The 12,303-nt window shown below is 64.8% G+C and carries 12 protein-coding genes and 1 pseudogene; 8 read left to right on the top strand and 5 right to left on the bottom strand.

What is annotated here, in order from left to right; genetic code table 11:
- Positions 1-3 precede the first annotated feature (3 nt).
- Entirely contained in the window at positions 4-534 is a 531-nt protein-coding gene (locus P5W98_RS33595) for a DUF488 domain-containing protein (RefSeq protein ID WP_421028722.1), read from the top strand.
- A 96-nt stretch (positions 535-630) separates the two neighbouring features.
- Here P5W98_RS33595 and P5W98_RS33590 read toward each other — a convergent pair whose 3' ends face one another.
- The gene (locus P5W98_RS33590; RefSeq protein WP_421028721.1) at positions 631-1,038 is read right to left on the bottom strand and encodes an OsmC family protein; all 408 of its coding nucleotides are present in this window, start codon (positions 1,036-1,038) and stop codon (positions 631-633) included.
- A gap of 317 nt (positions 1,039-1,355) precedes the next feature.
- Between P5W98_RS33590 and P5W98_RS33585 the strand changes: the two genes are divergently transcribed.
- The 4 genes and pseudogenes from P5W98_RS33585 (at position 1,356) to P5W98_RS33570 (ending at position 3,338) form a co-directional block, all read left to right on the top strand.
- Entirely contained in the window at positions 1,356-1,604 is a 249-nt protein-coding gene (locus tag P5W98_RS33585; protein ID WP_421028720.1) for a hypothetical protein, read from the top strand.
- Positions 1,605-1,831: 227 nt separating this feature from the next.
- Positions 1,832-2,281, top strand: a complete 450-nt coding sequence (locus P5W98_RS33580) for a POTRA domain-containing protein (protein WP_421073401.1) — start codon at positions 1,832-1,834, stop codon at positions 2,279-2,281.
- Positions 2,282-2,982 (top strand): annotated as a pseudogene (locus P5W98_RS33575) (ShlB/FhaC/HecB family hemolysin secretion/activation protein); the annotation flags it as partial.
- Positions 2,983-3,047: 65 nt separating this feature from the next.
- Positions 3,048-3,338: a ShlB/FhaC/HecB family hemolysin secretion/activation protein gene (locus P5W98_RS33570; RefSeq protein ID WP_421028718.1), complete on the top strand. Its 291-nt coding sequence runs from the start codon at positions 3,048-3,050 to the stop codon at positions 3,336-3,338.
- A 72-nt stretch (positions 3,339-3,410) separates the two neighbouring features.
- On the opposite strand, the gene P5W98_RS33565 is transcribed toward P5W98_RS33570, so the two are convergent.
- Positions 3,411-4,295, bottom strand: coding sequence for a pirin family protein (locus P5W98_RS33565; protein ID WP_421028717.1), 885 nt, complete (start codon positions 4,293-4,295; stop codon positions 3,411-3,413).
- 371 nt (positions 4,296-4,666) lie between these two features.
- On the opposite strand from P5W98_RS33565, the gene pyk reads away from it, so the two are divergent.
- The gene (gene pyk, locus P5W98_RS33560) at positions 4,667-6,085 is read left to right on the top strand and encodes a pyruvate kinase (protein WP_421028716.1); all 1,419 of its coding nucleotides are present in this window, start codon (positions 4,667-4,669) and stop codon (positions 6,083-6,085) included.
- A 50-nt stretch (positions 6,086-6,135) separates the two neighbouring features.
- On the opposite strand, the gene P5W98_RS33555 is transcribed toward pyk, so the two are convergent.
- Positions 6,136-7,002, bottom strand: coding sequence for a LysR family transcriptional regulator (locus tag P5W98_RS33555; protein ID WP_421028799.1), 867 nt, complete (start codon positions 7,000-7,002; stop codon positions 6,136-6,138).
- Between the two features lie 187 nt (positions 7,003-7,189).
- Between P5W98_RS33555 and P5W98_RS33550 the strand changes: the two genes are divergently transcribed.
- Positions 7,190-8,491 (top strand): aspartate aminotransferase family protein, encoded by a 1,302-nt coding sequence (locus P5W98_RS33550; protein WP_421028715.1) that lies wholly within the window; start codon positions 7,190-7,192, stop codon positions 8,489-8,491.
- A 46-nt stretch (positions 8,492-8,537) separates the two neighbouring features.
- On the opposite strand, the gene P5W98_RS33545 is transcribed toward P5W98_RS33550, so the two are convergent.
- On the bottom strand, positions 8,538-9,557 hold the full coding sequence (locus P5W98_RS33545) for an alcohol dehydrogenase (RefSeq protein WP_421028714.1): 1,020 nt from the start codon (positions 9,555-9,557) through the stop codon (positions 8,538-8,540).
- 413 nt (positions 9,558-9,970) lie between these two features.
- Here P5W98_RS33545 and P5W98_RS33540 point away from each other — a divergent pair, with 413 nt between their 5' ends.
- Positions 9,971-11,755 carry a glycoside hydrolase family 15 protein gene (locus P5W98_RS33540; protein WP_421028713.1) on the top strand — a complete coding sequence of 595 codons (1,785 nt, stop codon included), beginning with the start codon at positions 9,971-9,973 and terminating at the stop codon, positions 11,753-11,755.
- A 68-nt stretch (positions 11,756-11,823) separates the two neighbouring features.
- Here P5W98_RS33540 and P5W98_RS33535 read toward each other — a convergent pair whose 3' ends face one another.
- A complete protein-coding gene (locus P5W98_RS33535) occupies positions 11,824-12,219 on the bottom strand; it encodes a hypothetical protein (protein ID WP_421028712.1) in 396 nt (131 codons plus the stop codon).
- Between the last annotated feature and the right edge of the window lie 84 nt (positions 12,220-12,303).

Raw genomic sequence — 12,303 nt, 5'->3', positions numbered from 1 at the left:
CCCTTGACGCTCCCGTTCTTTACGATCGGCCACTCGAATCGCACCCTCGACGACTTCATGGGGTTGTTGAGCGGCGCGGAGATCTCGTTGCTCGCGGACGTGAGAAAAATGCCGGGGTCGAGAACCCATCCGCAGTTCAACGAGGCGACGCTTGCCGATGCGCTGGCGGCATTCGGCATTGCTTACGAGCACGAGGCTGCACTGGGTGGCCTTCGCGGCAGGACGCGCACGGTTGCCGAGGACGTCAACGGCTTCTGGACGAACAAGAGTTTTCATCGTTACGCCGATTACGCGCTAACCGCGCCATTTCATGCGGGCCTCGATCATCTGATCGAACTGGGGCGGTCGCGGCGCTGCGCGGTCATGTGCTCCGAGGCCGTGTGGTGGCGTTGCCATCGGCGCATCATCGCCGACTATCTGATCGCGCGCGGCGAGTCCGTCTTCCACATCATGGCGCCGGGCCGCATCGTGCCCGCCACGCTGACCGAAGGCGCGGTGGTCCAGCAGGACGGAACGATCGTCTACCCGCGCTAGCCGGGCGGCAGACTATTTGGTGATGTGCTGGATACTAAGGATGCCAAATAATCAGGCGGCGCTGCGCGCGCCCGAGGCGCAATGGCGATCTGCGCCTCAGGCGATGTGCAGCGTCGTGTCGATGCGCGTGCCGCGCTTGATGAAGCGCGTGACCGGCGTTTTCTCGCAGATCTCGGCAAGCCGCGCGCGTTGCGTCTCGTCGAGCGGGCCCGCCACGGCGACGCCCCGACGGATGTATTGCGTGCCGTCCTGGTCGGCGTGCAGGCTGACTTCCACGTCGATCACCGCGTTCGGCCACGCCTTGCGCTGCATATACATGCGCAGCGTGGCGGCCGTGCAGGCGGCCAGCCCCGAAAGCACGAGCGCGAACGGCGCCGGGCCGCGATCCTCGCCGCCTTCGTGCGGGCCTTCGTCGCCAGTCAGCGCATGGCGGCCGGCCTCGAGGGCGACGACATAGTTGGGCGCCTCGGCGGCAAGACGGGCGGTGGCGGTGGCGAGCGGCATGGTCGACTCCTCGGGGCAGGGGTTTTTGTGGCAGTGCGGCGGCAGCGACGATTGTGCCATCGACTCACGGCATGTGCCGGACGGCCTGCGCGGAAGTCTGCGTCGCCTGGGCACGACACGATTTATGCGTTACGGGTGATTTTGCTTCGGATAATTCCTAAAAGTCCCGAAATCGCCGCTGGATTGACAATGTTTGTCCATTCCGAGATACGAAGTGCAAGAAAATCGCTTGTACGGGAACAGTGATCGAGCGTTAAAAAAAGGGCGATATCGAGTCGGATACCGTCCCAATACAACAGGAAGACCAAAGCCTAGCCATGATTAATATTTCGCAGAAGAAAATCGCATGTGGTGTCTGGAAACTCGTTGAGAGCGGCATTCTGCAGTACGTGGCCGATCACGGGCGCAAGCCCGCGGCGCTTATTCTGCATCCGGAGCAACAGGCCGAATTGATGCGTGAAATGGGACTGAAAAGCGAACTGCTCGACGGTGTCTCCATTTTGAGCAGCCCGTGTTTCGAAATGCCGATACTCGCGGACAGCTACGGCAATTTTGTCGATCTTTAAGCAAAGCGCTGAACAGCCGATAAGCGGCTTCAAACCACACGATGAAAATCCACAAGCGGCTGGCGGCGCTGCCGCTCATAGCCCTGGTTACGCTCGCGTCGCCCGCGCAGCACGCACCGGGCCCGGCTGACGAGGCTGCGGCCGCACGAGCGAACGCCGAGTAGAATCGCCAACTCCAGCAACAGCGCGACGCGCAGCAGCGCGAGGCGGCTGTGCAGGCCCGTTCAGTGCGTTCGACCTTGCCGAATCAAGTCGCGCGCCCGGACCTGCCCGACGAAACGCCATGCCTGCGCATCGACGCGTTCGTGCTCGACGTGCCGGCCACGCTGCCGGAGACGGCGCGTGCGAAGGGCGCGTCGGCACTGCCGCAGGATCCGTTTGCATTCGCGCGCGAATGGCTGGACTACTATAAGGGCAAGTGCGTGGGCAAGGCGGGAGTGGACCTGCTCACGAAGGGCGTGCAGCAGACCATCCTGGGTCATGGCTATGTCACGACGCGTGTGCTTGTGCCGCCGCGGGATTTGTCGTCGGGCGTGCCGACGCTGTCGCTCGCGCCAGGCGTGGTGCGGCAGGTGCGGTTTGCCGAGCCGTCCACGCGGGGTACCTGGAAGACCGCCTTCCCGGTGACCGGCGGCGACTTGCTGAACCTGCGCGACCTCGAACAGGGCCTCGAGTAGATGAAGCGCGTCGCGAGCCAGGACATCGACATGAAGATCGAGCCTACCGACCTGCCCGGCGAAAGCGACGTGGTCGTGAGCGTGACGCGCACGAAACCATGGACCTTCGTGGCATCGGTCGACAACTCGGGCAACGAGGGCACGGGCAAGTGGCAGGGCAACGTGAGCCTCGGCATCGACAATCCGCTCGGGCTGAACGACATGTTCACCGTGGGCGCGAACCAGGACCTGTACTTCAGCAACAAGTCGCTGGGTTCGCACGGCTTCAACGGTTCATATTCGGTGCCCCGGGGCTACTGGAGCGCGACGCTCTCGGGCTACACGAATACCTACTATCAGAACATCGCGGGTGTGAACCAGACGTTCGTCTCCAGCTCTCGAAGCGGTTTGGGGAGAGCTTTATCGAAGATGCGAGCATTGCTGCGCAGGCGCGCAACAACACGTTCATCGAAGCGGGCTTGACCGACCGGCATTACATCGGCGCCTCGGAGCTCGACGGCTCGCTGGCCTGGCGTCATGGCATCGGCGGGCTGGGCGCGACCGCCGATCCGGTGCAGAGCGATGGCACGCCCTTCTCCAACAATCCGACTTACCGCTTTCAGATGGCGGTGCTCGACGCGAATCTCTCCGTGCCGTTTGCGATCGCGAACCAGCGTTTCGCTTACGTGACCACATTTCACGGCCAGTACACCAACGACGCGCTGTTCTATATTGACGATCTGACGATCGGCAGCCGCTACACCGTGCGCGGCTTCGACGGCACACGATGCTTGCCGCGGAGAAGGGCTTCTACTGGCGCAACGAGGTGCAATGGCCGGTGTTCCAGACCGGGCAGACGCTTTATGCCGGGCTCGATTACGGACGGGTGTTCGGGCCCGCCACCGAGTTCCTCGCGGGCACCCAGCTCGCGGGCGCGGTCATCGGCATTCGGGGCGGCCTGCCGGCGAAATATGCGAGCTTCAGCTACGACTTGTTTATCGGAACGCCGATCTACAAGCCCAGAGGTTTTCCGACCGCGAGTGTGACGGTCGGGCTGCCGGCCACGGCGCGGCTTTGATCGACGCGGTTTTGATCGATATGGCGCGCGCTGCGGCTTGCCGAAGCAACCCGCAGCGTGGCCATCATGCCGTTATCGCGCGCCTGCCGCTTCCCGCGCGATCTGGCCAAAACGGCCGCTATTGAAGTCCTGCACCGCCTCGCGGATTTCATCGGCCGTGTTCATCACGAACGGGCCATACGCCGCCACGGGTTCGTCGATCGGCTCGCCGCCGAGCAGCAGGATCGTCGCGTCGCTGGACGCGTCGATTTGCACGCCGGTATCCGCGCGCTCGAACAGCACCATCTCGCCGTCGCCCACGTGCTCGCTGCCGTTCACCACGATGCGCCCGCGCGACACGATCAGTGCAAGCGAGCGCCCGGCGGGGTAGTCGAGGCGCGTGCCGTGGCCGGCCTTCACGCGCATGTCCCACACGTCCATGGGCGTGAACGTGAGCGCAGGACCCGCGTGGCCCGCGTACTCGCCTGCAATCACGCGCACGCTGCCGGTGTTCCCGGGCAATTCAACAGTCGGAATCGCGCTCGCGAGCAGCGTTTGATAGCGCGGCGGCGTCATCTTGTCCTTCGCGGGCAGGTTGACCCAAAGCTGCACCATTTCCAGCGTGCCGCCCGACTTCGCGAAATCCTCCGAGTGAAACTCCTCGTGAAGAATGCCCGCGCCCGCGGTCATCCACTGCACGTCGCCGGCGCCGATCTTGCCGCCGCCGCCCGACGAGTCGCGATGTTCGAGTTCGCCCTCGTACACGATCGTCACGGTTTCGAAGCCGCGATGCGGGTGCTGGCCGACGCCGCGCCGTTGCGTGGTCGGCTCGAATCGGGCGGGGCCCGCGTAGTCGAGCATCAGGAACGGGCTCAGCTGGCGGCCCACCGTGCGGTCCGAAAACAGCGAGCGCACCGGGAATCCGTCGCCGACCCAATGCTGGCTGGGGTTGCTGTACTTGCCGATAATTTTCTTCATGGTGCGAATCCTTATCTTCCGGCCGCAATGGCCTCGTTGACATGCATGGAAGATAGGACCGGAACCGTGTTACCGGTAGGGGGCGCCGGTAAGCCACTGTGTCTCATGAATGGAACAATCAAACGAACGTTCGAGTTTCGTTTTTCCGACTGTTATATCAGCCTGGTTATGCGGATGTTTAGATCGGCAATTTATATGGCCGGAGATCATAGGAGATCGTGCGCGCGCCTGGAATGCCTTTCGCGGGAAATCAGTATTGCGCGTGAGGGATAACCTTGTTGGGGCATTGATCCATAAGCTATTGGCAGTTCATGAGATTCGCGCGCCCCTCATGGGTGGGGGCGGCGCGCCACGCAGTCCGCGGAGAGGAAATGAAGCGAAACCGTAATGCAAAGATCATCGCCACGCTCGGGCCGGCCAGTTCGGACCCGAAGGTTATCCGTTCGCTTTTCGAGGCCGGCGTCGACGTCTTCCGACTGAATTTCAGCCACGGCACGCACGACGACCATAGTCAGCGTCATGCGCAAATCCGCCGGCTCGAACAGGAATACGGCCGTCCGGTCGGCATTCTGCTCGATCTCCAGGGGCCGAAGCTGCGTCTCGGTACGTTCGAGACGGGTTTTGCGGAACTCGCCGTGGGCGCGCGTTTTCGTCTCGACCTCGATACGACGCCGGGCAATCAGGAGCGCGCGCCGCTCCCGCATCCCGAGATCTTCAAGGCTGTGAAGCCGGGCTCGGAGCTGCTGCTCGACGACGGCAAGGTCCGTCTGCGCGTGGAAGCCTCGGGCGACGATTTCGCCGAGACCGTCGTGCTGGTGGGCGGGCGCATTTCCGACCGCAAGGGCGTGAACGTGCCGGGCTCGCACCTGCCGATCTCGCCGCTCACGAAGAAGGATCGCGCCGACCTCGCGTTCGGCCTCGAACTCGGCGTCGACTGGGTGGCGCTGTCGTTCGTCCAGTGCGTGGAGGATATCGAAGAAGCGCGCGAGCTGATCGGCGAGCGCGCATGGATCATGGCGAAGCTCGAAAAGCCGCTGGCGATCGATCACCTCGAGGGCATCGTGCAGCGCGCCGACGGCGTGATGGTGGCGCGCGGCGATCTCGGCGTTGAGCTGCCGGCCGAGCAGATTCCGGAACTGCAGCGCCGTATCATTCGCGAATGCCGCCGCGTGGGCCGCGTGGTGGTGGTGGCGACGCAGATGCTCGAATCGATGACGAATTCGCCGGTGCCCACGCGTGCGGAAACCTCGGACGTCGCCGGCGCGATTTACGAAGGCGCCGACGCGGTGATGCTGTCGGCCGAATCGGCGAGCGGCAAGTTCCCGCTCGAAGCGGTCAGCACGATGAACCGCATCATCGAGCGCGTGGAAGGCGATCCCGCTTACCGCGAGCAGATCGACGCTTCGCACACGCGTGCCGAAGCGACCGTTGCCGACTCGATTTGCTGCGCGCTGCGCAAGGCTGTGCAGTTGATCGAACCGGTTGTCACCGTCACCTACACGAGCTCGGGTTTCACGAGCCTGCGGGCGGCGCGCGAGCGCGCGCCGTCGCGCATCGTCGCGCTGACGCCTTCGGAGCAGGTGGCGCGCCGTCTGGCGCTGACCTGGGGCGTGCATGCCGTGCCGCGCGTGGAAGCGTCCAACGTGGACGAGATGATCGGTCTCGCATGCCGTGCGGCCGTGACCGAGGGCTTCGGCCGCGAAGGCGACCTCGTGGCAATTGCGGCCGGCCTGCCGTTCGGCGAGTCGGGCACGACAAACCTGCTCCAGATCGCGAAGATTTCGGGCTGAGAGCGTCGAACCCGTTCGCCTGCGCTAGCTGCGCAGGTTTGCAGCGCCCCTCACAGCAGTGGCAGCGTCAGCCGGATGTGTCCGGCAAACGCGGCGACGAGATGTGAGGGGCGTTTGCGTTCGAACTTCAGCGTAATGCCGACGCTGGGCAAGGGCGGCAGACCGGGTTCGCCGTGCAGGATGGCAAGGTCCGCGGGCACGGCCGTCTGCGTCATCACGGCGAAGGCTTGCCCGGAGCGCACCAGTGCGGTCAGACCGGAGAGGCTGCTGCTCGCATAGGCCACGCGGTAAGCGCGGCCGATACGCTGCAGCGCCTCGCACGCGGCCATGTGGTCGAGCGTGTCCGGGTCGGAGAGCGCGAGCGGCAATGGATCGAAGTGCACGGGTTCCAGCCCCGGATAGCCGATCCATACGAGCTGCTCGTGGCGGATGATGTCCTCGTCCGCATGGCCGTTCGCATCTTCCGGCAATGAAATCATCGCGAGATCCACGGCGCGGCTTTCGAGTTGCTCGATAAGGCGCGGCGTAGGTCCGCAAACGACCTCCACGAGAGCCTGCGGATGTTGGCGCGAAAACTGGCGCAGCAGTGCGGGCAGAAACACGGCGGCATAGTCGTCCGGGCAGCCGAAGCGGATCGTCCCCGTCAATCCCTTGCCGCATAAATCGGCCATGGCTTCGTCGTGCAGCCGCAGCATGCGCTGCGCGTGAATCAGCAGGCGCTCGCCGGGATTCGTCAGCGCCACGCCACGCCCAGTGCGCTGAAACAGCGGCTGGTCGACGATCTCCTCCAGACGCTTCATCTGCTGGCTCAGCGCGGACTGCGTGCGGCCGACCCGGCTGGCCGCACGGCTCAGCGAGCGCACTTCCGCAACGACGGCAAACGAACGCAGCAGATCGATTTCGAGCGACCGGCTCACGGTATTCGTCACGATATTCGCCCCGGATATTAACGGCCGACGATGGCCGCAGAAATTGGCCGCCGATATTAGCCAGACTGCTGGCTCGCATTAAAACTATTCGTTTCTATAAAACCAGAGGCGCGCCTACACTGCAAGTCATTCCCACCAGGCCCTCGTTTGGCAGCCAACCACCAGGAGAAGCACGGTGTCCCGGAACAACGACGCAACGTTTTGGCGCAATGCCAGGCAGCACCTCATCCGCTACGGCGGCACGTTCGAGCCGATGATCATCGAGCGCGCCAAAGGCAGCTTTGTCTACGATGCGGATGGCCGTGCGATCCTCGATTTCACCTCGGGGCAGATGAGCGCGGTGCTGGGGCACAGCCATCCGGAAATCGTCTCGGTCATCAACGAGTACGCCGGCAAGCTCGACCATCTCTTCAGCGGCATGCTCTCGCGGCCCGTGGTCGATCTCGCCACGCGTCTGGCCGAGGTCACGCCGGAGGGGCTCGACCGCGCGCTGTTGCTCAGCACCGGCGCGGAGTCGAACGAGGCCGCTATCCGCATGGCGAAGCTGGTCACGGGCAAGTACGAGATCGTCGGCTTTGCGCAGTCGTGGCACGGCATGACGGGGGGCGCGGCGTCCGCGACCTACAGCGCGGGCCGCAAGGGTGTCGGGCCCGCGGCGGTCGGCTCGTTCGCGATACCGGCGCCATTCACGTACCGGCCGCGCTTCGAGCGCAACGGCCATTACGATTATCTTGCGGAGCTGGATTACGCATTCGACCTGATCGATCGCCAGTCCAGCGGCAATCTCGCCGCCTTCATCGCCGAGCCGATCCTGAGCTCCGGCGGGATCATCGAACTGCCCGAAGGCTACATGGCGGCGCTCAAGCGTAAATGCGAAGAGCGCGGCATGCTGCTGATTCTGGACGAGGCGCAAACCGGGGTGGGGCGCACCGGCACGATGTTCGCCTGCGAGCGCGACGGCGTGACGCCCGACATTCTCACGCTCTCGAAGACGCTGGGCGCCGGGCTGCCGCTCGCGGCCGTCGTGACTTCCGCGGAGATCGAAGAGCGTGCGCACGAACTGGGTTATCTGTTCTATACGACGCACGTGTCCGATCCGCTGCCAGCCGCCGTGGGCCTGCGCGTACTGGACGTGGTGGAGCGCGAGGGACTGGTTGCGCGCGCGAACGTCATGGGCGATCGGTTAAGGCGTGGCCTGCTCGATCTGATGGAGCGTTTCGAGTGCATCGGCGATGTGCGCGGGCGTGGGCTCCTTCTCGGCATGGAGATCGTCAAGGATCGCCGCACGAAGGAGCCCGCCGATGGCCTGGGCGCGAAGATCACGCGCGAGTGCATGAGCCTCGGACTTAGCATGAACATCGTACAGTTGCCCGGCATGGGTGGCGTGTTCCGGATTGCGCCGCCGCTGACTGTGAGCGAGGAGGAGATCGACCTGGGTGTTTCGATGCTGGGGCAGGCGATCGAGCGCTCGGTTTGAGCGCACGATTCATCGCACAGTGGGTTTTTCCCGCTTGTTTTCGCGCTTATTTCCCAGGCACCAGCACGACTCTGAAACGCGCCTTTCCGCTCATCATCTGCTCGTAAGCTTCTGCTGCACGGCTGAGCGGATATTCCTCGATCATGGGCTTCACGCCCGAGAGCGCGCTGAACGCGAGTGTGTCCTGGGAGTCGGCCGCCGTGCCGGACGGCCAGCCCTGCACCGAATTGCGCCCCATGATGAACTGCGTGATGGGCACTTCCACGGGCTCTTCCGACACGCCGACCATGATCAGCTTGCCGTTCACACCGAGCCCGCCGATTGCGGCGCTCATGGCCTTGCCGCTCGTGGCCGTCGCGAGAATCACGCGTGCGCCGCCGAGCGCCTGCAATGCTTCGGCCACGTTCTGCGCTTCGCTGTCGATGTAATGATGGGCGCCGAGTTGCTTCGCGAGCGGCTCCTTGTCCTTGCCGCGCGCGATGGCCACGGTCACGAAGCCCATCTTGCGTGCGTACTGCACGCCGAGATGGCCCAGCCCGCCAATGCCGAGGATCGCCACGACATCGCCCGCGTGTGCGCCGCTGCGGCGCAATGCATTGAAGGTGGTGATGCCCGCGCACAGGAGCGGGGCGGCGTCGACGTCGGAGAGATCGTCGGGCATGCGGGCGAGGGCTTCCTGCGGCGCCACCATGTACTGCGCGTAGCCGCCGTCGTAGCTGATGCCAGGCACGAGCGCGCTTTTGCAGAGCACGAAGTCGCCGCGCCGGCAGCTTTCGCAGTGGCCGCAATGCCCGCCGTGCCAGCCCACCCCCACACGTTGCCCGACCTGCCAGTCTTCTATGCCAGTCCCGAGCTTTTCGACGATACCGGCGATTTCGTGTCCCGGCACGCGCGGATACTGAAGCCCGGGCCACAGTCCTTCCTTCGTGAGCGAGTCGCTATGGCAGATCCCGCAGGCCTGCACCTTGATCAGCACATGTCGTTCGGGCGGCTCGGGTATGTCCCGTTCGACCAGTTCCAGCGGGCCGCCTGCTTTCGTTACCTGCACTGCCTGCATCTTGCGCATCGTGTGCTCCTTCGCGTGTTCCTGATGGGATTCGCCCCCGGGCGGTGATCTGACGGGTGGAGTGTAGCGCCATTGGGGCGTGCTTCTACTGGGTCATTGTAGGACGCGATATGGGTGCGGCGGGCTGAGGGAACCGATCACGAGCGCGGAGGAACGTGCAGCCACGTGATTGCCACGACGAGCAGGAACCTCACATAGGCCATCAGGCATCCGGCTTGCTCAAATGGGGCGATATGCCTTTATGGGTGATGCCAATCCCGGGGCCACCGCTCAGGCCGGCCTCGACTCGATATCAACCAGAAAAATACGATGTACGAAACGTCATTCGTCGGCTTCGTTGGCTCGCGGATTCAGGCGGTTGCAACTCACTCGCTCGTCGACGTGCGCCCGGGGCCGAGCGGGAAGCGCTGCCTATGAGCCGCCGCATCGAGGACTACGCGCTGCTCGCGGACGGCCGTGGCGCCGCGCTAACGAGCCGTGACGGCACGATCGAGTGGCTCTGCTGGCCGCGCTTCGACAGCGAGCCGTGCTTCGCAGCCATGCTCGGTACAGCCGGGAACGGCCACTGGCGCATGGCGCCCGCCGAGCCGGCACACAGCATCAGCCGCCGCTACGAAGAGGACACGCTCGTGCTGCAAACCGATTTCGAGGGGCGCAGCGGCTGCGTGCGGCTGACCGATTTCATGACGGCCGACACCCGCGAGCCGTGCATCGTGCGTATGGCCGAAGGACTGCACGGCAGCGTCGCCATGCGGTCGGTTCTGCATCCGCGTGCCGATGCGGATGCACCGCCGCCCGTGATCGTCCCTGAGCAAGGCGCCGTGACAGTGCGCACGGCGAGCGGTGCGATGACGCTGCGCGCAGACTTGCCGCTCGCCGTGCACGGTCACGCGCTCGAGGCCTCGTTCACGCTGCGCGAAGGCAAGCGTGCTGTGTTCACGCTGTGCCATGGCGACCAGCCGGGCGTCGATACGGTTGCGGCTGCGCTTGCGCTGCAAGACACGCGCCGCCATTGGCGCCGCTGGATCGACGGCTTCGACGACAGCCGCACGCATTGGCCACAGGCCGTGCGTCGCTCGCTGCTTACCTTGAAGGCGCTGATCTACCGCCCGAGCGGCGCGATGGTGGCCGCGCCCACGACCTCGCTGCCCGAGGCGCCGGGCGGCAGCCTGAACTGGGACTACCGCTACTGCTGGCTGCGCGACGCGAGTTTCGCAATGGAGGCGCTCATAGAAGCGGGCTTTCACGGCGAGGCGATGGCGTGGCGCGACTGGCTGCTGGACACGCTCGGCGAAACTTTGGACACCTTCCACATCATGTATTGCGTCGATGGCGGGCACGTGCCGCGCGAGCGCAGTGTATCCGCACTCACGGGATGGCGCGGCGCGCAGCCGGTGCGCATCGGCAATGCGGCGGCGAGGCAGTATCAGCCCGACGTATTCGGCGAGGCGCTCGATTGCCTCTATCTCGCGCGCAAGGCTGGCCTCCCGCCAGCGGAGGGCGAGGCGGCGCTCGAAGCGCGCATCGTCCGCTGGCTGCTCGATCATCGCGACCGGCCGGGCTCGGGCATCTGGGAATCGCGTAGCACGCCTTGCCACTTCACCAGTTCGCGCGTGATGGCCTGGGTGGCGCTCGACCGCTTCATCTCGCACTGGCGCGATGCTGGACCCGGCCGGGGCGACGCCCTCATGCAACAGGCGGTCGCACTGCGCCGCGCGCTGCACGACGAAGTCTGCACGCGCGGCTGGCATGCCGGGCGCGGCGTGTTCGTGCGCGGCTATGCCGACCCGGAGCTCGACGCGAGCGTGCTGCTCATGCCGCTGGTGGGTTTCATGCGCGCCGACGACGTGCTCATGTCGACGACGCTCGATGCCATTCGCGCCGAGCTCGGCGACGGCGGCCTGATCCGCCGCTGGAAACGCGGCGGTGAAGCGCCGAACGAAGGCGCGTTTCTAGCGTGCTCGTGCTGGATGGCCGACTGCCTGTACCTGCGAGGCGACGAAGATGCCGCGTGCCGCCAGTTCGAGCGCGTGCTCGCCGTGGCAAACGATCTGGGCCTGCTTGCCGAAGAATACGATGTGCATGAGCGGCGCCTCGCGGGCAACTTTCCTCAGGCGCTCACGCATATGGCCGTGGTGAAGACCGCCTTGCTGCTGAGCGGCACGGCGAAGCGCCATCGCAGCGCGGCGGCGCATTAACACGCGCGTGTTGCGGTGTCCCTGCGCGCCACCCCGCGCCGGGCGACCACCGGCTTTGCGCGCCGCGCTTACTCGATGCTCGGGAAGTAGTCGTCCTTGTCGGCGTGGAAGATTGCATCGTCCAGCACCACATCGAATGCGCAGGCGCCGCCATGCTGGGAGGGACCCTGGCGTTCCTCGAATTGCGTGCGCACACACTGGCGGATGCGTTGCTGAATGGTGCGCCGTTGCGCGGTCTCCAGACCCGCGTAACGTTCGAGCTGTGCGCGTGTCGCGTGGATCGTGGCCGCACAACGCGCATCGAGTGTGGAATCGCGTTTCGACTCCACGACCCAGCTCAAACGCAATACGACGGTGTCTTCATCTTTGAGGCAGTTCACGGTCGACGCCTTGGGTGATTCGAAGAGATTCGCCAGTGACATCTGGATCTCTTCAAGACGCTGGTCGAAATCGAAAGTTTTCATGGTTGCTCCATTGGTCTTCCAAGACGACAGCATCGCGCGTTCCCTGGTCGGGCGGGCATGCCATGTGCTCGCGATGCATTTTTA

Origin of the sequence: Paraburkholderia sp. A1BS-2L (assembly GCF_051125205.1) — a bacterium.
In the GTDB taxonomy this organism is placed as follows: Bacteria; Pseudomonadota; Gammaproteobacteria; order Burkholderiales; family Burkholderiaceae; genus Paraburkholderia.
The sequence above is the reverse complement of the archived record's forward strand: the minus strand, read 5'-3'. Positions and strand labels throughout refer to the sequence as shown.